This window comes from Nocardia camponoti (assembly GCF_014646135.1).
Lineage (GTDB): Bacteria > Actinomycetota > Actinomycetes > Mycobacteriales > Mycobacteriaceae > Nocardia > Nocardia camponoti.
The window spans coordinates 665,771-685,611 of sequence record NZ_BMMW01000001.1 but is presented as its reverse complement, the minus strand read 5'-3'; the positions used below and the strand labels follow the sequence as shown (position 1 = coordinate 685,611).

The window sequence follows — 19,841 nt, the reverse complement described above, 5'->3', positions numbered from 1 at the left end:
CCGTCGACCATTACCCTCTATCGGGTGGCGATATCCAAGGTCGAGCGGCTGATGAATTTGGTCATCGCGCTGCTGTCGACCCGGCAGTTTCTCTCGGCAGAACGCATTCGTGCCAGCGTGGCGGGCTATGAGGATTCGGTAACCGACGAAGCGTTCAGTCGCATGTTCGAACGCGACAAGAATGAACTGCGCGATCTGGGCATTCCGCTCGAGATTGGGCCGGTTGGCCGGTTTTCCACGCTCGAGGGCTACCGCATCAACCGCGACGCCTACGAACTGCCCGACATCGACCTGTCGAGTGAGGAAGCCGCCGCTGTCGCTGTCGCGGTGCAGATGTGGGAATCGCCCGAACTCGCGACGGCGGCTGAAGGCGCGTTGCTGAAGTTGCGTGCCGCTGGGGTGAGTGTCGAAACCGACAACGTTGGTGTTTCCGTGCCTGCTGTGCCCGCCCGTACGCGTGGGTCCGAGCCGGTGCTCGGCGCGCTACTCGCCGCCATCGACGCTGGCCAGGCCGTGCGGTTCGACCACCACAGCGCCGTCACCGACCCGTGGGTCACCCGCGATGTCGAGCCGTGGGGTGTCGTCACGCGCTTCGGTCGCTGGTACCTCGTTGGCCACGACCGTGAACGCGACGCCGTGCGCACCTTCCGGCTCTCGCGCATCGGCGACAACGTGCGCGCCTACGGCCCAGAGAACGCCGTGCGCAAACCCGACGGCACCGACCTACGCGCGATCGTCGACCGAGTCACCGGGTCAACCCCAGTGACCGGCACCGCGACGCTGTGGGTCGCCAAAGGCCGCGGACGCGAATTACGCCGCATCGGAACCGAAGTCGAAGACCGCGACCTCGGTGGTCGCCCGGGTTCGGTCATCACCGTGGCGGTGCGGTCACGAGATTGGGTTGCCCGTTTGATCACCGGGTTCGGCCCCGATGTGTTGGTATTGGATCCGCCCGAGTTGCGCGCTGACGTGATCGCTCGCCTAGCGTCGGTGCTCGACCACACGGAGGTCGGATCGTGAGTTCGCGCCTGTCCCTTCGCCTTTCGCGCCTGTTGAACATGGTGCCGTACCTCCTCGCGCACCCCGGCATCAGCGCGGCCGAGGCCGCCGACGATCTTGGTGTCACCACCAAACAGTTGATGAGCGACCTCAATCAACTGTGGATGTGTGGGTTGCCGGGGTATGGCCCGGGCGATTTGATCGACCTGTCATTCTCCGAAGAGAGCATCGAGGTCGTTTTCCCCGCGGGCATGGAACGCCCGCTGCGGCTCACCTCAACCGAGGCGACGGCGTTGTTGGTCGCGCTGCGGTCGATTGTCGAAATGCCCGGCATGGTTGACCCGACCGCCGCGCACCGCGCGATCGCCAAGATCGAATCGGCCATTTCCGGCACCGACCGGCCCGCTCCCACGCAGCGCGTCCCCGTCGAAGCGCCCGCTGTCGCGACGGTCCGCGCGGCCTTGGCCGATGAGCACGCGCTGCGGCTCGTGTACTACTCGGCAAGCCGTGACGAGGTTTCCGAGCGCATCGTCGACCCGATTCGGGTTGTCCTCGTCGACAACAACAGCTACCTGCAGGCGTGGTGTCGCCAGGCCGAAGGGGTGCGACTGTTCCGCTTCGACCGCATCGAAGAGGCAACGGAGCTGGACGAACCCGCGCAAGCACCCAGCGACGCTGCCGCCGACGACACCGCGTTCGACCTGTTTTCCGACGACACCGACCTGCCGCTCGCGCGACTACGCCTGCGCTCGGACTATGCGTGGGTGCTCGATCAGTACCCGATGGAACGCATCGAGTCGGCCGCTGACGGCAGTATTGAGGCTGGCATGCGCTACGCGTCGGCCGACTGGATGGCCCGGCTCTTGCTTGGCTTCGGGACGGGGGTCAGCGTGGTTGGGCCGCCTGAACTGGTCGATGCGGTGCGCGACCGCGCTGATGCCGCGTTGCGGGCGTACGCCGCAGCAGGGCTAGCCGGGGCCGAGTCGGCATGAGTCAACGGGTACTCGTCCTCGGCGCGGGCAATGTTGGTGTCTTCATCGGCGGTCAGCTCGCCGCCGCTGGGCTCGATGTGATCTTCGTGGGCCGTCAGCGCGTCCTCGACGACATCGCCGAACACGGCCTGCACCTGACCGACCTCGACGGCGGCGCGATCGAGGTCACGCCCGATCGCTTCGGGCTCGCGCTCACCCCGGATGAGCCCGAACTCGCAGACCTCGTGCTTGTCACGGTGAAATCGGCCGATACGGCTGCCGCGGTGCGGTCGGTCGCGGGCAAGCTGCGTCCCGGCACGCCGGTCGTGAGCCTGCAAAACGGCATTGGCAACGCGTCGGTGATTCGCGAGATTCTGCCGTCGTGTGTGGTGTTGGCGGGCATGGTCATGTTCAACGTCGTGCACCGCGACAACGGGGTGTTCCACCGCGCGAGCGACGGCGTTGTCGCCATTGCTGACGACCCGGTTGTCGACCGGTTCGCCGGGCCGTTCCGGGCCGCTGGGCTGCCGTTGCGTCGTCATCGCGACCTGCGCGCGGTGCAATGGGCGAAGCTGCTGCTCAATCTCAACAACCCCATCAACGCGTTGTCGGGGCAACCGTTGCGCGAACAGTTGGGGGTGCGTGATTTTCGTCGCTGCCTTGCGCTCGCTCAGTCCGAAGCGCTCGCGGTGATGAACAGCGCGCGAATTCGGCCCGCACAATTGACGCCGATTCCGCCCGAGTTGATGGTCCGCCTCCTGCGCGTGCCAGACCCGATTTTCCGTCGCGTTTTCGGTCGCGTGCTCGCGGTCGACCCGCTCGCGTACTCGTCGATGGCCGACGACCTGACACGCGGCCGGCGCACCGAAATCGCGTGGTTATGTGGGGAAATCGTGCGATTGGGCGAGATGGTTGGGCAGCCAACGCCGGTCAATCGGCGGCTCACCGAACTTGTTCGCGCGGCCGAGGCTGGCGACACCCGGCGCTACTCCGGCAGCCGGTTATTGGCGGAGCTCACCACCGCTGCGGCCGCTGTCCAGGGTTGAACTCATGGCGAACACCGCTGCGGCCGGGCAATCGATAACCCCGGTGTGCAGGTAACATCGGTCATCACCACAGTCTTTGGAGGTATCTGATAATGGGCACGTTCAGCTGGACGCACCTGCTGATCATCGCGTTGCTGTTCGTCCTGCTCTTCGGCGCCAAGCGGCTGCCGGACGCGGCGCGCGGTCTCGGTCGGTCGCTGCGCATCTTCAAGAGCGAGGTCGGCCAGATGCAGGCCGAGTCGAACACCACGGCCACCCCGGCCGCGCCGGCACAACCGCAGCAGCTTTCGGCCGCTCAGCAGCCGCAGCCGGTGCAGCCGTCGACCCCGATCGTCGAGCCGCAGGCCAGCCCTAAGACGCTCTAAGTTCGATGTCGACCCCGGAGTGATCACTCGCTCCGGGGAGCTGTGCTGTCTTTGAGAGGCGACCAACAACCCATGCGCATTCCGTTCGACCCGCGCCAACGCAAGCGCGTGACCAACCCTGACGGCACCATGTCGTTGGTCGAGCATTTGCAGGAGTTGCGTACCCGGTTGCTGCTCGCCTTGCTTGCGGTGTTCGTCACCACGATCTTCGGCTTCATCTGGTACTCGCACTCGTTTTTCGGGGTCGAAAGCCTCGGTGAGATTCTGCGCGGCCCCTACTGTGCGTTGCCAGCGTCGGCGCGAGCGCAACTGTCGGCCGACGGCGCGTGTCGCTTGTTGGCGACCGCGCCCTTCGAACAGTTCATGCTGCGGTTGAAGGTCGGTTTCACCGCTGGTGTCGTGCTGGCCGCGCCGTTCTGGCTGTACCAGCTGTGGGCGTTCATTACCCCCGGTCTCTACGCCAAGGAACGCCGCTACGCGGTCGGGTTCGTGAGCGCGGGCTCGGTGCTGTTCGCCACCGGCGCGGTGCTTGCCTACGTGGTTGTTTCGCACGCGTTGTCGTTCCTGTTGACCATCGGTGACAACGTCCAGATCACCGCGCTCTCGGGCACCCAGTACTTCGGTTTCATCATTCAGCTGCTGATCATTTTCGGCGTCAGTTTCGAGACCCCGCTTGTCGTTATCGGGCTCAACCTTGTTGGGGTGCTGCCCTACGAGAAGCTCAAGAAGTGGCGTCGCGGCATCGTGTTCGGCCTGTTCGTTTTCGCGGCCATCGTCACCCCGCAGGACCCGTTCTCGATGCTCGCGCTCGCGGTCGCGTTGACGGTGCTGTTCGAATTCGCGGTGCAGTTCTCGCGCTTCAACGACGCGCGTCGGGCGAAGCGGGAAGCGGCCGACTGGGGTGCGCTCTCCGACGAGGAAGCGTCGAGCGTGGACACGCCCGGCCCGATCGGTGCGACGGAAGGTGTCGGAGCGGCCGAGCCGCTCGCTGACGCGCAAAAAACGGGGCGGTCTGTGTCGGACTACTCCGATACGCTCTGAGGGGTGAGCGAAACTCCCGTTGGGACCCAAGAGTTGGCGGTTTTCGCCGACGAGGTGTCGTTCGATCTCGATCCCTTTCAAGAAACCGCGTGCGCGGCGCTTGAAGAGGGCCACAGCGTGCTTGTCTGCGCCCCCACCGGCGCGGGCAAGACCATTGTGGGCGAGTTCGCGGTACACATGGCGCTGGCTCAGGGCGGCAAGTGTTTTTACACAACGCCCATCAAAGCGCTGTCGAATCAGAAATTCGCCGATCTGACCGCCCGATATGGGCGCGACAAGGTTGGTTTGCTCACGGGTGATCAGTCGATCAACCCCGACGCGCCGGTGGTCGTGATGACCACCGAGGTGCTGCGCAACATGCTCTACGCGGGTTCGGACGCACTCGACGGCCTGTCGTATGTGGTCATGGACGAGGTGCACTACCTCGCCGACCGGTTCCGTGGCGCGGTGTGGGAAGAAGTCATCCTGCATTTGCCGCCCGAGGTCAAGCTGGTCAGCCTGTCGGCAACGGTCAGCAACGCCGAGGAATTCGGCGCGTGGATGGAGACCGTGCGCGGCGACACCGCCGTTGTCGTCGACGAGACGCGCCCGATCCCGCTGTCGCAGCACGTGCTTGTCGGCAAGCGACTTTTTGACCTGTTCGACGCGAAATCCAGCGACCAGAAAGTCCTCGTCGACGAAGACCTGGTTCGCCACATCAAGCAGCGCGAAGCAAGCGACCGCATGCACGGCTATGGCGGCGGTCCGCGCGGGCGCGGCGGTCGCACGTCGTTTCGGCCGATTTCGCGACCCGAGGTGCTTGCCCGTCTCGACGACGAAGGTCTGCTTCCCGCGATCACGTTCATTTTCAGCCGCGCGGGCTGCGATGGTGCGTTGGCGCAATGCGTGCGGTCGCGGCTCGATCTGTCCCGCGAAGGCGAAGCCGAACAGATCGACGCGATCATCGAAAAGCACACCGGCGACCTGCCCAAGGCCGACCTTGAGGTCCTTGGGTACTGGGAGTGGCGCGAAGCGCTGCATCGCGGGTTCGCGTCCCATCACGCTGGCATGTTGCCCGCGTTCCGCCACACCGTCGAAGAACTGTTCGTCAAGGGGCTCGTGCGCGCGGTCTTCGCCACCGAAACGCTCGCGCTCGGCATCAACATGCCCGCGCGCACGGTCGTGATGGAACGGCTGGTCAAGTTCAACGGTGAATCGCACGCCGAACTCACCCCAGGCGAATACACGCAGCTCACCGGCCGTGCTGGGCGGCGTGGCATCGACGTCGAAGGCCACGCTGTCGTGTTGTGGCAGCCCGAAGTGGATACGAGCGCGGTCGCAGGGTTGGCGTCAACGCGCACCTACCCGCTGCGCAGTTCGTTCCGGCCCGGCTACAACATGTCGATCAACCTCATCGACCGCCTCGGCACCACCGAAGCACGCGAACTGCTTGAGCGGTCGTTCGCCCAGTTCCAGGCCGACCGTTCGGTTGTCGGGTTGGTGCGTGGCATCGAGCGCAATGAGGGCGCGTTGCGCAAGCTCGAAAGCCAGCTCGGCGGCGTTGAGGGTTCGTTCTTGGAGTACATGAACCTGCGGGAACGGCTCAAAACCCGCGAGCGCGAGATTCAGCAGCAGGGTCGCGCTGATCGGCGTGGCGCCGCGGTGAAGTCGCTGATTGGGCTGCGGCGCGGCGATGTTGTCGCGATTCCGGTCGGTCGGCGCGCTGGGCTCGCTGTTGTCCTTGAGCCTGATCAGACGCCGGGCGACCCGCGTCCGCTCGTGCTCACCGAAGATCACTGGGCGGGCCGCGTGTCGGCCGCTGATTTCCCCGCGCCCGCCGAAGCGCTCGGCCACATGGCGTTGCCGCGTCGCGTCGACCACCGCACCGCGCGAGTCCGGCGTGATCTCGCGTCGGCGTTGAAGGGCACGGGCATTTCGCGACCGCGTCGCCGTCGGGAAGACCGTGCGCGCGGCGGTGAGGATCGTGAATTGTCGACACTGCGGCGCAGTGTGCGGTCGCATCCCGCCCACGCGCGTCCCGACCGCGAACAGCTCGCCCGCGTCGGCGAACGGTATCTGCGGTTGCAGCGCGAGACCGAGTCGATGCGCCAGAAGGTTGCTGCGACAACGAATTCGCTCGCGCGCACGTTCGATCGGATCGTCGGGCTGCTTGAGGAGCGCGGTTTCGTCGCTGATGGCGAGGTCACGCCAGCGGGTCGGCGACTCGCACGCATTTACGCCGAAGCCGATCTTGTTGTCGCCGAAGCATTGCGGGCGGGCGTGTGGAAGGGCCTTGGCCCGGCGGAATTGGCCGCGGTCATCTCGACGCTGGTGTACGAATCACGCCAGGAGACCGGCTATCTCAGCGTCCACGGCCCGACTGAACCGATTCGTCGCGCGATCGGCCAGACCGTCGATATTTGGACGCAGTTGCGTGCCGATGAGTCGCGGCACAAGTTGCCGCCGACCAAAGAACCCGACCTTGGTTTCGTCAATGGCGTCTACAAGTGGGCACGCGGCGACGAGTTGGCCGACTCGTTGCTGGCCAGCGGCGATGGCGGTACGCCTCTGTCGGCGGGCGACTTCGTTCGCTGGAACCGGCAAGTCATCGATATGCTGGATCAAATTCACAACACCGCCGACGATCCCGAGGTCGCGAGCACCGCGGGCAAAGCGGTGCGGGCCATTCGGCGTGGGGTGGTCGCCGTCGACGCCGCATAGGTCACCTACGGTGTGATTTGATTTCTTCGCGTACCGACCGTGCATGGCGCGGGGGGCTATCGTTTGTATAACTATGCGAGTGGAGGCGAGTGGATGAGCGGCCCGTATGGACCGAATGGCCCTGGGGAGGGGAACAACGATCCGACCCAGGTGTGGGGCGGGCAGCCAGGCGCTGGCGCGGCACCGCAGTGGGGTGGGGCACCGGGGCAGCCGCAGGCGCAGCCCACCCAGCACTGGGGCGATCCGAACGCCCAGCCCCAGCAGCAGGCACCGAACCCGTGGGGTCAGCCGCAGCAGGGACAGCCGCAGCAGCCCGCTCAGCAGTGGGGTGCGCCCCAGCAGAGCGCGCCGCAGCACCCGCAGCAGCAGTGGGGTCAGCAACCGCAGCAACAGGATTGGGCCGCCCAAGCTGCCGCCGCGCAGGCGCAGCAGTGGGGTCAGCCCCAGGCGCAGCCGCAGCCGGGCCAGCAGCAGTGGGGTGCGCCCCAGCAGCCGCAGGGTCAGTGGCCGCCGCAGCAGCCCCCGCTCACCCCGCAGGGTGGCAAGAAGAGCAAGGGCCTGATCATCGGCCTAGGCATTGGTGCTGTCGCGGTTATTGCCGCGATTATCGGCCTGATTCTGGTCGTCATGTCGTCGGACGAGCTCGATTCGGCTGCCGTGCAGTCGGGCGTCGCGCGAGTGCTCAAGGATTCTTACGGCATCGCTGATGTCGCTGATGTGAAGTGCCCGTCGGGTCAGCAGGTCGAGGTCGACCACACCTTCAGCTGCGACCTCAAGGTCAGCGGCGAGCAGAAGAAGGTTCAGGTCAAGGTCACCAAGGACGACGGCACCTACGAGGTCGGTCGCCCCAGCTAGGCTGTGGCACAACGCTTTTCGGGCCCGTTCACGTTCGCGTGGGCGGGCCCGACGCGGTTAGCGACGCATGGCTTTGATGAGTCGGTTCACTGGGCTTTCGGCGTTGAACTCGGTGGCGAGTTTCAGCAGGCGCTCCCTGTCGACGGGTTCGCTCGGCAGGGTGTCTGGGCGCGACAGATCGACGTCGGCGTCGGTCACGACACGCACGACGGGCGCGGCGGCTGCTAAATAGTCTTGCGCGGCAACAAGTTTCGCACGCACGCCCTTCGCGAGGTCTGACGACGGATCGTCGACGGCGGCCATGAGCGCGTCGAGTGAACCGAATTTCGTGATCAGCTGGGCCGCCGATTTGTCGCCGATGCCCGCGACGCCGGGCAGGCCGTCGGATGCGTCGCCGCGCAGCGTCGCCATTTGCGCGTAAGCCGGGCCCGCGTTCACCTCAGGCACATTGAATTTCGCGGCGACTTCGGCTGGCCCGAACAGTTCGGCTTTCGCTAGCCCGCGCCCCGCGTAGAGGACCCTGACCTGCGGCGTTGGTTCGTCGCGGACGAGTTGGAGCAGGTCGCGGTCGCCGCTCACGACGACAACCGGCGACGTGCGTTCCTGTGTGGCGAGGGTGCCGAGCACGTCGTCGGCCTCCAGTCCGTCGGCGCCGCCGGTCGCGATGCCCGCCGCGTCGAGGATGTCGAGAATCATCTCGACCTGGGGCGTCAGGCGATCGGGTACTTCCTCGGTACCGGGAGCGGCGTCGGCGGCGAGACGATGCGCTTTGTACGACGGGACGAGGTCAACGCGAAAGTCGGGGCGCCAGTTCAGATCTAGGCCGACAACAACGCGACTGGGTTCGAACTTCGTGATGAGCGAAGCGACCATGTCGGTGAACCCGCGCACCGCGTTGACGGGCCTGCCGTCGGCGGCGCTGAGTTTGTCGGGGATGCCGTAGAAGGCGCGAAACCACAGGCTGGCGCCGTCGAGCAGCAGGAGGGGGCCGGGCGTTGACTCGTCGATGGTCACCGTTCGATTGTGCCCGTGCGTGTCTGGAAACAGCGTGCTGGCCCGTGCATTGGTAGCGTCGGGCCCATGAGCGCTTCCGATGCGAGGTTCGATGTGAAGGTTTACGCCGACCGGCTTGCCCGTGCCGCTGATGCCGCGCGCGCCGCAAACGTCGACGCGTTGCTCATCACGCCGGGCCCTGACCTGCGGTATTTGGTTGGTTCGGCCGCCGATTCCTTCGAACGACTCACGGTCTTGATCATTCCGGCTGACGGGTCGACGCCGACGGTTGTGCTTCCGACGTTGGAATTGGCGTCGCTGAACGGGTCGGCGGTTGGCGAGCTTGGGTTGCGCGTTGTCGATTGGGTTGATGGTGTTGACCCGTATGACCTCGTGCGTGACGCGCTGCCCGCTGACGCGCGCGTCGCCGTCACCGACACCATGCCCGCCCTGCATTTGTTGCCGCTCGCTGCCCGTTTCGGCTCGCTGCCGGTGTCGGCGACGCCGGTGCTGCGCACGTTGCGGATGACCAAAGACGACGCGGAACTGGACGCGTTGCGGCGGGCCGGTGCCGCGATCGACCGTGTCCATGCGCGCATGGGCGAGTTCTTGCGCCCTGGCCGCACTGAGGCCGAGGTCGGTGCCGACATCACCGCCGCGATCATCGAAGAAGGCCACACCGAGGCCGCGTTCGTGATCGTCGGGTCCGGCCCGCACGGTGCTGATCCGCACCATCTGGTGTCAGATCGGGTGATCGAAGCGGGCGACGTTGTCGTCATCGACATCGGCGGCCCGGTCGAGCCTGGCTACTACTCCGATTCGACCCGCACCTACGTGCTTGGTGAACCGAGCGCTGAAGTGGCGTCGAGGCTCGCGGTGTTGGAGGCGGCGCAGGCGGCGGCGGTCGCCGCTGTGCGCCCGGGTGTGACGGCCGAGTCGATCGACGCCGCCGCGCGCGACGTGCTGGTCGAAGCGGGTTTCGGCGACGCGTTCGTCCACCGCACCGGCCACGGAATCGGGCTTTCGGTGCACGAGGAGCCCTACATCGTCGCGGGCAACGACCTCGTGCTGGAACCGGGCATGGCGTTCAGCATCGAGCCGGGGATCTATTTCCGAGGTGAGTGGGGTGCGCGAATCGAGGACATCGTTGTCGTCACCGATGACGGGGTTGAGTCGATGAACAAGCGCCCGCACGGGTTGACGCAGCTCTAATACTCAGGCAGGCGGAACGTCCCAGACCACCGGGCAAGCGACCGGGAGGGCGGCGTATCCCGCAGCGGACTGACCGCTCGGTCGGTGTCACGCCGGGCGGCCAGCGCAGGCCGCACGGCGACCGGGCGACGAGAGGGCGGCGTATCCGCAGCGGACTCATCGCTCGGCGGGCAGACACACTGACCAGCGCGCGACTGGCAAGAGGCGGCCGACCGTCGCCAGGACGCGTGGCAGTCCGCCGCAGGACTACCGCAAGCTGGGGGACGCGAGGACCTTGCGGACCTGTATCGCGACGACGACGCGCGTCGGGTTCTCGCGTGGCACGCGGTAGCGCTGGGTGTAGCGCGCGACGGCTTCGCCGACGTCGTTGGGTTCGGTGAGGACGGTCGCGGGGCCTTCGAGGGTGATCCAGCGTGCGCCGTCCACCTGGCTGACCGCCGCGTAGCCGCTCTTCCGCGCGTTGCGCGCTTTGACTGACGCACCGTCGGTGATCACGCGCGCGATGCCGGTTTCGGGGTCGAAGGTGAAGCCGACCGCGACGACGTGCGGGGTGCCGTCGGCGCGCAGGGTCGTGAGGGTGGCGAGGTGGCGGTCGTTGACGAACTCAAGCGCGGCGGGGGAGAGGTGCACGGACGGGGTCGACATGGGGTTGACGGTAGTCGCCCAGACAACCGGTGGCTTCTGCCCGTTGTCGTACGGGTGGAAGACTGGCACGCATGGGTACGCAACGTAGTGGGCCGGTGCTTGTGCTCGGTGGGCGCAGCGAGATTGGGCTTGAGATCGCGGTTCGGCTCGCACCAGGTCGGTCGGTGATTCTCGCCGCGCGCCGCTCCGATGACCTCGCCGCCGAAACCGCGCGCGTCGTTGCGGCGGGCGCGTCGGCCGTGCACCCGGTCGAATTCGATGCCGACGACATCGCCAGCCACGCGCCGCTGTTCGACAAGCTCGTCGCCGAACATGGCCCACTCGCGACGGTGGTCCTCGCCTTCGGTGTCCTCGGCGACCAGGAGCGCGCTGAGGCCGACCCCGCGCACGCGGTCGCGGTGGTCAACACCGACTACGTAGCCCAGGTCAGCGTGCTCACGACGCTGGCGAACCTCATGCGAGCGCAGGGCGCTGGCCAGCTCATCGTGTTCAGTTCCATCGCGGGCGTGCGGGTGCGGCGCGCGAACTACGTGTACGGGTCGGCGAAGGCGGGACTCGACGGGTTCGCGTCGGGCCTCGGTGACGCGTTGCACGGCACCGGCGTCCAGTTACTCTTGGCGCGACCAGGTTTCGTGATTGGCCGCATGACAACCGGCATGACGCCGGCGCCGCTGTCGAGCACCCCCGACCAGGTCGCTGACGCGGTAGTGAAGGCACTGGGCAAGGGGAAGGCCCGCGTCTGGATCCCCGGCCCGTTGCGTGTGCTTGCCGCGATCACTCGCGTTGTCCCACAGTCGATTTGGCGGCGGATGCCCCGGTGAGCGAGGTCGATTGGACGGGCAAGCCGATCGCGGTTGTCGGGATCGGCGCGGACGGTTGGGCGGGATTGGGTGAGTCAGCGAAAGCGGCACTTGCCAACGCGGACATCATCTTTGGCGGTCGACGTCAACTCGACCTCCTGCCGTCCGAGCTAGCGGAATTCCGGACCCGGACGTCGCGTGCATCGGGCAGCGAGTCCCTGACGATTCCCAGCAGCGCAGGTGGTGCGCCCGCCGAATGCGAATCCGTCGATGCGCCCCCTCTGCCGACGCCCCGAGACTCTGCAGGCAGCGACGAGCGGGCCGCAGCTTCGCACGGATCACCCGGCATTCGGCCCGTGCGCTTCAGCTGGCCGACTCCGCTCCTTCCCGCGCTTCCAGACCTGTTGCGCCAGAACAGGAATCGCGTGATCGCGGTCCTCGCTAGCGGCGACCCGATGTTCTTCGGCATCGGCACCACCCTCGCGCGACTGGTCGGCCCCGCCGCGCTAACCGTGTTCCCGCACCCGTCGTCCGCTTCGCTCGCCTGCGCGCGCCTGGGCTGGTCGCTCGCCGATACCCCGGTGCTCAGCGTCGTCGCGCGACCGCTCGCCGCCATCGTGGCAGCGCTCTCCGACGGCGCTCGCCTCCTCGTGCTCAGCGAGTCCGAGCAGAGTCCGGCCGAGATCGCGAAACTGTTGTGCGACAACGGTTTCGGACCGTCGACCCTCACCGTTCTCGAACAACTCGGCGGTCCGCGCGAACGCCACCTGCTCGGCACCGCGAGCGCCTGGCCCCACGCGCCAGGCGACCCCCTCAACCTCGTCGCGATCGAAGCCACCGCCGACCCCGCCTTCCCGCGCCGCACGCGCACCCCGGGTCTCCCCGACGACTCCTTCACCGGCGACGGCCAACTCACCAAAGCCGAAGTCCGCGCGCTCACGCTCAGCGCCCTCGCCCCGGCTCCCGGTGAACTGCTCTGGGACGTAGGCGGCGGCTCGGGAACGATCGCGATCGAGTGGTGTCGCACGAACCCGTCCTGCCGCGCCGTCACTTTCGAGCGCGTCGCGAGTCGTCGCGGTCAGATCAGCACCAACGCGACGGCGCTCGGCGTCCCCGCCATCACCGTCGCGGGCGAATTCCCAGCTACCGCAACCGAATACCGCGCCGACCCGGACGCGATCTTCCTCGGTGGCGGCCTCACCCAGCCTGACGTGTTCGACACCTGCTGGGCGCGTCTGCGCCCCGGTGGCCGCTTTGTTGCTAACGCGGTGACCGCTGAGTCGGAAGCGCGGCTGCTCGACTGGGCCCGCGTCCACGGCGGCGCGCTACGCAAGTTTCAGATCTATCGCGGCGAAGCTCTCGGCGGCTTCACCGCGTGGCGTCCGCACCTGCCTGTGGCGCAATGGGTCGTGACGAAGCCGTCCCAATAAAGTTCATAAAGTTCATACGCGATTTCCCGATGGTCGAAACCGCGCGCGAAACCTACCTGAATGTGACTCCAGATACGGTGTAAAAGGTGCTGGTGAGACACCGCTTCGGCGCGTCGCGACGGTCACGGAAAGGTCACACGCAGATCACGGCGGACTCGTTGTCCCAGCCACGGGGCATTGTCGAAAGTCACGAACCGGAGGTGTAGTTCGCATGACTCAGGGGTATGGTCGGGCGCGTTCCGAGTAACTACCCTCGGTTCGATTTCCACGATGGAGAGTCGTATGAAGTACTCGAAGTTCACCGCTCCCGCGTTGCTGGCCATCGCCGCGACGGGCATCGCGGCCGCCCCCGCCTTCGCTGAGCCAGCACCCGCCCCCAGCGTTTCCGCCCCCGCGGCGCCCGCGCCCGGTGTGCGTGGTGTTGATCATGGCGTCAACTACACGACCGCGTTGGCCGACGCGGGCAAATCCGTGGTCACCACCGTCACCGGCGGCGCGTTCACGCTCGACACGGACAAGGCAACCGCCACTCTGCGCAACGCCGACGGCGCTGTCGTCGCGTCGGTGCCGCTTACCGCGAGCCTCGGCAACCAGCAGGTTCCGATCGCCGCAGCAGTTTCGGCCGACGGTACCCAGCTCACGCTCACCCCCACCGCCGGCGAGTCGAAGCTCAAAGACATCAGCTCGCAGGAATGGTTCATGGCTGAACTGCAGCGCGCGTCGACCGGCGGTATCACGGGCGCGCTGATCGGCGCGTTCATTGGTGTGTTCGGCCTGATCGTCGGCATCGTGCCCGGCGCGATCGTCGGCGGCGTGATCGGTCTGCTCGTCGCGGGCGGGCAGCCGCTGATCGACTCGGGATCGGCCTACTTCAGCGGGCAGCCCTGAAAGTCCTGATCCTCGGCGGCACGAGCGAAGCCCGCGAGCTGGCTCGGATCTGTTCCGACGAGCGGGGACTCGACATCGTGTCCTCGCTCGCCGGTCGGGTTGCCAACCCGCGGTTGCCTGTCGGCGCGGTTCGGATCGGCGGTTTCGGAGGCGTCGAGGGTCTCCGACACTGGCTGACCGACAACGCGATCGACGCCGTCGTGGACGCGACACACCCGTTCGCCGCGCAAGTCACGGCCAACGCCGCCGACGCCGCAGCCCTTGCGGGCGTCCCCTTGCTGCATGTGCGCAGGCCCGCGTGGCGACGTCAGCCGGGCGACCTGTGGACCATCGTGCCCGACTTGGCCGCTGCCGCAAAGGCATTGACGCCGCATGGGGAACGTGTGCTGCTCACCATCGGCAGGCAGGGCGTTGGCGCGTTCGCCGACCGTGCCGACCGCCACTTCGTGATTCGCGCGATCGACGCGCCGAGCGCCCCGCTGCCGCCCCGGCATAAGGTGCTGCTCGCGCGCGGGCCGTTCAGTTTCGACGACGAGCTTGTGCTGATGTCAGACCATCGCATCGACGTGATCGTCACCAAAAATAGCGGCGGCGACCAAACCGAAGCGAAACTCGCCGCCGCACGCACCGCTGGCGTTCCGGTGATCCTGATCGATCGGCCGCCGCTGCCCGCTGGGGCGCGCAGCGTGGAGAACGCTGCCGACGCGATGAGCTGGCTTACCGGGTTACTGCCCCGCTAAGTATTCGGCGCGCGAAGCAGTACCGCTGTCACTTGGTGGTGATCCATCCGCGAGCAGACGAGCGCGCTGATATTGGCGAGGCGTGTGCGACCGTGGTGTTCCACTCGTTGATTGCCCGCTGTGCGAGGCCGCGGCGGTCCCCAGCTAGCGCCGGTCGTTCGCGAAAATCGTGGGCAGCTGGTCAAACCACTCGAGGACCGCGCGTTCGTAGGCGATGCCGAACGCGAGCGTTGCCTGCTGGTTCGGGCCGAGCGCGCTGGCATCTTCGTCGAGGTAGCGGTCGAGTCGGTCCTGGTGGACGTCTTTGTTGGCGGCGATGATGCGGTCGCGGTGTTTCGGGTCGAGATGGTCGCCGAACGACAAGGTCAGCAGCAGCGGCACCCGAATCGTTTCCGCGCCCGGGTCGCGGCTCACCCACTCAGCAAACGCTTCGCGGCCCGCCTCGGTGATGCGGTAGGGCGTGCGTTCGCGCGCACCCGGTTCGCCTCGGGTGACGAGTCCTGCGGTGTCCATCGCGCCCAGTTCGCGATAGACCTGGCTTTGCGTGATGGTCCAAAAGTCGCCGATGCGGTGCTGGGCCTGGGTCGCTAGGTCCCAGCCCGACATCGGGCCCTCGTGTAGGAAACCCAGTAGCGAGGCCGCGGTGGAGTTCAGCGGGCGGCGTCGAGTCGCGGTGTCGGTCAACGGTCTACTCCCTTCGAACTATGTTCCTTTGTGGAACGTTACGCGGGGGTCGCGGGAACTCCATAGCGGCGCGCGGTGAAGACACGGGTCCCGTCGGGGCTGGTGAACGCGGTGGTCGTTGACGCGCCGATGATCAACAGCGTGCGCATGTCGACTTCGTCGGGGTTGAGGTCGGCGAGGGTGGTGACGCGCACGGATTCGGTCGGCCCGCCGACGTCGCGGCCGACGACAACGGGGGTTTCGGGGTCTCGGTGTTCCAGGAGCACGCTGCGCATCGCGTCGACCTGCCAGCGCCGTTGCGTTGACGCGGGGTTGTAGATCGCGATCGCCATGTCGGCGGCGGCGACAGCCGAAAGTCGTTGGGCGACAACGTCCCACGGCTTGAGTCGATCCGATAGCGAGATCATCGCGTAGTCGTGCCCGAGCGGTGCGCCGACCCGACTGGCCACCGCGTTCGCCGCCGTCATGCCCGGCAGCACCCGTACTGTGACGTTGGCGAACTGAGGTTCGGCCGACACCTCAAGCACGGCGGCGGCCATCGCGAACACGCCGGGGTCGCCGGACGAGACGACAACGACGCGCTTGCCGCGTTTGGCGAGGTCCAAAGCCATTGCGGCACGCTCGGATTCGACCTTGTTGTCGCTGGCGTGGCGCTGCTGGCCGGGGCGCGGGGTCACGCGATTGAGGTAGGTGGTGTAGCCGACGAGGTCGGTTGCGGCGTCGAGGGCGACGGTGACTTCGGGGGTGGTCCACTCTTGCGCGCCGGGGCCGAGGCCAACGACGACGACTTCGCCCGCGCGCGAAGGGGTTTCGTGCGTGACGACGGCATCTGTTTGCTCGACGACAGGCCCCGTGCGCGTGTCTGTCGCGGCTCGGTGCTCCAACGGCACAGCGCTCAGATCACCTGTGTCCGAACGCTTTTCGTTCGCAGACAAGCTCGCCAACGGCAGAGTCGGGGTCGGCCCGGGCACCAACGTGATCGCGAAGTACGGCACCTGGGACTCGTCCACCTCCGCGACCGGCAACACCCGCTGCCGCTTCGTCGACGCCCGTTCGACGTAATACGCGTCGTCAAGGCGGCCCGAGTCCGAAAGCGCTTGCCGCACACCGGGAAACGTGCGACCGAGCTTCATGATCGCCGCCGCTTCGGTGTTGCGCAGCCGCTCGGTGAGTTCGTCGACCGGCATCGTCCCTGGAAGGACTGTCAGCACCTGTTCGCCCTCAACCAGCGGTGTCCCAAGCGCGGCCGACGCGGCGCTCACCGACGTCACCCCCGGCACGATCTCGGCTTCGAACCGGTCGGCGAGGCGGCGGTGCATGTGCATGTAGGAGCTGTAAAACAGCGGGTCACCAGCGGCGAGCAACGCGACATCGCGCCCAGCGGCCAGATGCACCGCGAGCCGTTCGGCGGCTTCGGTGTAGAACTCGTCGATCGCGCCCTGGTAGCCGCCGGGGTGATCGGTCGTCTCGGTCGTCACCGGGTAGACCAGGTGTTCTTCGAGCTGACCTGGCCGGAAATACGGTTCGGCGATCGCGCGGGAAATGCTGCGGCCGTGGCGCGCGCTGTGGAAGGCGATCACGTCGGCCGCGCCGATAATGCGCGCGGCTTTGACGGTGACGAGTTCCGGGTCGCCGGGTCCAAGCCCGATGCCCCACAGTTTGCCGGTCACTCTGCCTCGCTAGCGATCGCGTTCAGCGCGGACGCGGTGATGGCGCTGCCACCCCGCCTGCCGCGCACGGTCAAATATTCGATCCCACCGAAGTCGATCAATGCCTGCTTGGATTCGGCAGCACCGATGAACCCCACCGGAATGCCAATCACCGCAGCGGGTTTCGGCGCACCGGCGTCGAGCATGTCGAGGAGGTGGAACAGCGCGGTCGGCGCGTTGCCGATCGCGACGACGGCACCGTCGAGTCGGTCGCGCAGCAGGTCAAGCGCGGCGACCGAGCGCGTGTTGCCCAGTTCGGCGGCGAGCGCGGGCACGCGGGGATCGGTGAGGTTGCACAGCACCTCGTTGTCGGCGGGCAACCGCTTGCGCGTGACACCGGACGCGACCATATTCGCGTCGCACAGAATCGGTTTGCCAGCACGCAACGCCGCGCGGGCGGCGGCGACAACACCGGGGGAGTAGGCGATGTCGGGCGCGAGGTCGACCTGTCCGCACCCGTGGATCATCCGCACCGCGACCCGCTCGACGTCGGCGGGGAAGCCCGACAGGTCGGCTTCGGCGCGGATCGTCGCGAACGAGCGCCGATAGATCTCGGCCCCGTCGGTGAGGTAGCTGGCACGCACGTCGGACATGGGCACAACCCTAGAACCTGCCGTAACGGCGGCGTGCAGGTGGTTCAGGTGCGGGAGCGTTCAAGCAACCGCGACATCACCAGCGAACTGCGCGTGCGTCCTACCCGCGCGTTCTCCCTGATCCGCTCCACGGTCACCTCAATCTCGGCCATATCGGTCGCCATCACATGCACGAGCGCGTCGGCTTCGCCCGCGATCGTCCACACGCCGACGACCTGTGGAATCGGTTCCAGCGTGCGGCGCAGCTCGGCGGGGGAGATGTTGTCGCGGTAATACACCTCGACGTAGGCCTCGGTTGTCCAACCGAGCGCGGTCGGGTTGACCTGGGCGGTGAAGCCGGTGATATGCCCGTTCGCGACCATCTTGTCCACGCGCCGTTTCACCGCGGGCGCCGATAGCCCGACCACTGAGCCAATGTCGCCGAAGGTGGCGCGCGCGTTGGCGAGTAATTGGCCGAGGATGCGTCGGTCGAGGTCGTCCACGCAACAAATATGCGCTCAATTGCCTCGACACGCAATAAAGTGGCCTTCCTCGTGCAACGGAGTGGAGATTATCGTCGTAGCACCCGGTCTGTACCGTCCGTCGCCCCGCTTGCCGCCAGGAGTATTCGATGACCGCCATTGCGCCCTCACCTGACCCGGCCGCCGCACGCGTAGCGACACCGCGCCGCTACGTGATGTGTCGACCCGAACACTTCACCGTCAGTTACACGATCAATCCGTGGATGGACCCGAAAACGCCGGTAGACCGGCCGCGCGCGCTCGCGCAATGGGACATTCTGCGGGCGAAGTTGGAAAGTTACGGCCACACCGTCGACGTCGTGCCGGGCGAACCGGGCTTGCCCGACATGGTGTTCGCGGCGAATTCGGGCGTCGTCATCGGTGGTCGCGCGCTGTCGGCACGGTTCGCGCACGAGGAACGAGCGGCCGAAGGTCCGGCGTATCACCATTGGTTTTCCGGCCGCGACCTCGCTGATTTAGCGCCAGCGTCGGAAACCAATGAGGGTGAGGGCGATTTCGCGTACGCGGGGTCGCGAATTCTCGCGGGCGTGGGGTTCCGCTGTTCGCTGTCGGCGCATGCGGAAGTCGAGCAGTATTTCGGGTTGCCGGTCGTTTCGCTTGAGCTGGTCGATCCGCGTTTCTATCACCTCGACACCGCGCTGATGGTCCTCGATGACGACACCATCGCGTACTACCCGGCCGCGTTTAGTCCTGCGGCCCAGGATGTGCTTGCCGCGCTGTATCCCGACGCGATCGTGGCTGACGAGAATGACGCGCTGTCGTTTGGGCTCAACGGGGTCAGCGACGGGCAGCACGTGTTTCTTGATCCCGGGGCCACGCACCTCATCGCCGCGTTGCGGGAGCGGGGTTTCCAACCGGTGCCCGTCGACATGTCCGAACTGCGCAAGGGTGGTGGCGGCGTGAAATGCTGTGTGCTCGAACAGCATTCGCGGCGCGATCGCGTGGGTGGCGCGTAGCGACTAAACTAGGGGCGATGGTTTCGCTGTCACACGCGGCCGCTTTCGCTCTCGCCGCGACCATCATCATCGTCATCCCCGGCCCGAACGTGTTGTTCGCGATTGGTCGCGCGTTGGCGCTGGGCCGCCGCTCGGCGTTGTTGTCGGTAGCGGGCGGGACGTGCGGGTCGATGGTCCCGCTGCTCGCCGTGGTTGTTGGGCTCGGCGCGTTGGTGATGGCGTCGGCGGTGGCGTTCACCGTCGTGAAAGTCGTTGGCGCGTGCTACATGGTGTATTTGGGTATCACGACAATCCGGTCGCGCAAGAAACTCGCTGAGGTTGTCAACGAGGCACCCGCTGGTCACGCCTCCCGCGTCTTCCGTCAGGGTGTGATCGTCGGCGCGACGAACCCGAAAACGATCGTGTTCTTCGGCGCGGCGTTGCCGCAGTTCACGACCCCGGAAAACGGCGCGCTCCCGCTACAGATGCTGACGCTCGGTTTGATTGCCCTGTCGATTCAGGTGTTGTCGGACAGCATTTGGGCGTTGACGGCAGCACGGGCCCGCACGTGGTTCGCGTCGTCCCCGCGCCGATTGGAGGCGGTTGGCGGTACGGGTGGGGTGATGATTGTGGGCGTTGGTGCGGGCATGGCGATGAGCGGGGCGCACTGACCGGGTGGACACCCGTAGGCGCCATTCGTTACCGTGGCGAGCG

At 66.8% G+C, this 19,841-nt stretch carries 20 protein-coding genes; 14 read left to right on the top strand and 6 right to left on the bottom strand.

What is annotated here, in order from left to right; all coding sequences use genetic code 11:
* Positions 1-24: 24 nt before the first annotated feature.
* The 7 genes from IEX78_RS03100 (at position 25) to IEX78_RS03070 (ending at position 7,977) form a co-directional block, all read left to right on the top strand.
* Complete coding sequence (locus IEX78_RS03100) at positions 25-1,020, top strand: helix-turn-helix transcriptional regulator (RefSeq protein ID WP_188827162.1); 996 nt, start codon at positions 25-27, stop codon at positions 1,018-1,020.
* Complete coding sequence (locus IEX78_RS03095) at positions 1,017-1,991, top strand: helix-turn-helix transcriptional regulator (protein WP_188827161.1); 975 nt, start codon at positions 1,017-1,019, stop codon at positions 1,989-1,991. The genes IEX78_RS03100 and IEX78_RS03095 overlap by 4 nt, the downstream gene beginning before the upstream one ends.
* A complete protein-coding gene (locus IEX78_RS03090; protein WP_188827160.1) occupies positions 1,988-3,016 on the top strand; it encodes a 2-dehydropantoate 2-reductase in 1,029 nt (342 codons plus the stop codon). Before IEX78_RS03095 ends, IEX78_RS03090 begins: the two co-directional genes overlap by 4 nt.
* A 92-nt stretch (positions 3,017-3,108) precedes the next feature.
* Positions 3,109-3,381 (top strand): Sec-independent protein translocase subunit TatA, encoded by a 273-nt coding sequence (gene tatA, locus IEX78_RS03085; protein WP_188827159.1) that lies wholly within the window; start codon positions 3,109-3,111, stop codon positions 3,379-3,381.
* A 72-nt stretch (positions 3,382-3,453) separates the two neighbouring features.
* Entirely contained in the window at positions 3,454-4,422 is a 969-nt protein-coding gene (gene tatC / locus IEX78_RS03080; protein ID WP_188827158.1) for a twin-arginine translocase subunit TatC, read from the top strand.
* Positions 4,423-4,425: 3 nt separating this feature from the next.
* Entirely contained in the window at positions 4,426-7,122 is a 2,697-nt protein-coding gene (locus IEX78_RS03075; protein WP_188827157.1) for a DEAD/DEAH box helicase, read from the top strand.
* Positions 7,123-7,215: 93 nt separating this feature from the next.
* On the top strand, positions 7,216-7,977 hold the full coding sequence (locus tag IEX78_RS03070) for a DUF4333 domain-containing protein (RefSeq protein ID WP_188827156.1): 762 nt from the start codon (positions 7,216-7,218) through the stop codon (positions 7,975-7,977).
* Positions 7,978-8,034: 57 nt separating this feature from the next.
* On the opposite strand, the gene IEX78_RS03065 is transcribed toward IEX78_RS03070, so the two are convergent.
* Positions 8,035-8,991 carry a 5'-3' exonuclease gene (locus IEX78_RS03065; protein ID WP_188827155.1) on the bottom strand — a complete coding sequence of 319 codons (957 nt, stop codon included), beginning with the start codon at positions 8,989-8,991 and terminating at the stop codon, positions 8,035-8,037.
* A gap of 66 nt (positions 8,992-9,057) precedes the next feature.
* Between IEX78_RS03065 and IEX78_RS03060 the strand changes: the two genes are divergently transcribed.
* Positions 9,058-10,182, top strand: coding sequence for a M24 family metallopeptidase (locus IEX78_RS03060; RefSeq protein ID WP_188827154.1), 1,125 nt, complete (start codon positions 9,058-9,060; stop codon positions 10,180-10,182).
* A gap of 246 nt (positions 10,183-10,428) precedes the next feature.
* Here IEX78_RS03060 and IEX78_RS03055 read toward each other — a convergent pair whose 3' ends face one another.
* Positions 10,429-10,827: a PPOX class F420-dependent oxidoreductase gene (locus IEX78_RS03055; protein WP_188827153.1), complete on the bottom strand. Its 399-nt coding sequence runs from the start codon at positions 10,825-10,827 to the stop codon at positions 10,429-10,431.
* A 71-nt stretch (positions 10,828-10,898) separates the two neighbouring features.
* Between IEX78_RS03055 and dprE2 the strand changes: the two genes are divergently transcribed.
* The 4 genes from dprE2 to IEX78_RS03035 all read left to right on the top strand — a co-directional run bounded on the left by dprE2 (position 10,899) and on the right by IEX78_RS03035 (position 14,685).
* Entirely contained in the window at positions 10,899-11,648 is a 750-nt protein-coding gene (dprE2, locus tag IEX78_RS03050) for a decaprenylphospho-beta-D-erythro-pentofuranosid-2-ulose 2-reductase (protein WP_188827152.1), read from the top strand.
* Positions 11,645-13,057 (top strand): precorrin-6y C5,15-methyltransferase (decarboxylating) subunit CbiE, encoded by a 1,413-nt coding sequence (gene cbiE / locus IEX78_RS03045; RefSeq protein WP_188827151.1) that lies wholly within the window; start codon positions 11,645-11,647, stop codon positions 13,055-13,057. The genes dprE2 and cbiE overlap by 4 nt, the downstream gene beginning before the upstream one ends.
* Before the next feature lie 282 nt (positions 13,058-13,339).
* A complete protein-coding gene (locus IEX78_RS03040) occupies positions 13,340-13,945 on the top strand; it encodes a DUF8020 domain-containing protein (RefSeq protein ID WP_188827150.1) in 606 nt (201 codons plus the stop codon).
* Complete coding sequence (locus IEX78_RS03035; protein ID WP_188828206.1) at positions 13,942-14,685, top strand: cobalt-precorrin-6A reductase; 744 nt, start codon at positions 13,942-13,944, stop codon at positions 14,683-14,685. The genes IEX78_RS03040 and IEX78_RS03035 overlap by 4 nt, the downstream gene beginning before the upstream one ends.
* Positions 14,686-14,829: 144 nt before the next feature.
* On the opposite strand, the gene IEX78_RS03030 is transcribed toward IEX78_RS03035, so the two are convergent.
* From IEX78_RS03030 to IEX78_RS03015, 4 genes are read right to left on the bottom strand one after another with little or no spacing between them, the layout of a single operon-like run.
* Complete coding sequence (locus IEX78_RS03030; protein WP_188827149.1) at positions 14,830-15,369, bottom strand: PadR family transcriptional regulator; 540 nt, start codon at positions 15,367-15,369, stop codon at positions 14,830-14,832.
* Positions 15,370-15,407: 38 nt separating this feature from the next.
* Entirely contained in the window at positions 15,408-17,039 is a 1,632-nt protein-coding gene (locus tag IEX78_RS03025; RefSeq protein WP_188827148.1) for a precorrin-2 C(20)-methyltransferase, read from the bottom strand.
* On the bottom strand, positions 17,036-17,671 hold the full coding sequence (locus IEX78_RS03020; RefSeq protein WP_188827147.1) for a precorrin-8X methylmutase: 636 nt from the start codon (positions 17,669-17,671) through the stop codon (positions 17,036-17,038). The genes IEX78_RS03025 and IEX78_RS03020 overlap by 4 nt, the downstream gene beginning before the upstream one ends.
* 44 nt (positions 17,672-17,715) lie before the next feature.
* Entirely contained in the window at positions 17,716-18,153 is a 438-nt protein-coding gene (locus tag IEX78_RS03015) for an Lrp/AsnC family transcriptional regulator (protein ID WP_188827146.1), read from the bottom strand.
* Positions 18,154-18,281: 128 nt separating this feature from the next.
* Between IEX78_RS03015 and ddaH the strand changes: the two genes are divergently transcribed.
* The gene (gene ddaH / locus IEX78_RS03010) at positions 18,282-19,148 is read left to right on the top strand and encodes a dimethylargininase (protein ID WP_188827145.1); all 867 of its coding nucleotides are present in this window, start codon (positions 18,282-18,284) and stop codon (positions 19,146-19,148) included.
* 17 nt (positions 19,149-19,165) lie between these two features.
* On the top strand, positions 19,166-19,798 hold the full coding sequence (locus IEX78_RS03005; RefSeq protein WP_188827144.1) for a LysE family translocator: 633 nt from the start codon (positions 19,166-19,168) through the stop codon (positions 19,796-19,798).
* Positions 19,799-19,841: the final 43 nt, after the last annotated feature.

Coding starts and splice junctions, on each gene's coding strand:
- IEX78_RS03040 (WP_188827150.1), top strand. CDS start 13,340: ATGAAGTACTCGAAGTTCACCGCTCCCGCGTTGCTGGCCATCGCCGCG.
- IEX78_RS03055 (WP_188827153.1), bottom strand. CDS start 10,827: ATGTCGACCCCGTCCGTGCACCTCTCCCCCGCCGCGCTTGAGTTCGTC.
- IEX78_RS03060 (WP_188827154.1), top strand. CDS start 9,058: ATGAGCGCTTCCGATGCGAGGTTCGATGTGAAGGTTTACGCCGACCGG.
- tatC (WP_188827158.1), top strand. CDS start 3,454: ATGCGCATTCCGTTCGACCCGCGCCAACGCAAGCGCGTGACCAACCCT.
- IEX78_RS03020 (WP_188827147.1), bottom strand. CDS start 17,671: ATGTCCGACGTGCGTGCCAGCTACCTCACCGACGGGGCCGAGATCTAT.
- IEX78_RS03005 (WP_188827144.1), top strand. CDS start 19,166: ATGGTTTCGCTGTCACACGCGGCCGCTTTCGCTCTCGCCGCGACCATC.
- IEX78_RS03090 (WP_188827160.1), top strand. CDS start 1,988: ATGAGTCAACGGGTACTCGTCCTCGGCGCGGGCAATGTTGGTGTCTTC.
- IEX78_RS03070 (WP_188827156.1), top strand. CDS start 7,216: ATGAGCGGCCCGTATGGACCGAATGGCCCTGGGGAGGGGAACAACGAT.
- ddaH (WP_188827145.1), top strand. CDS start 18,282: ATGACCGCCATTGCGCCCTCACCTGACCCGGCCGCCGCACGCGTAGCG.
- tatA (WP_188827159.1), top strand. CDS start 3,109: ATGGGCACGTTCAGCTGGACGCACCTGCTGATCATCGCGTTGCTGTTC.
- dprE2 (WP_188827152.1), top strand. CDS start 10,899: ATGGGTACGCAACGTAGTGGGCCGGTGCTTGTGCTCGGTGGGCGCAGC.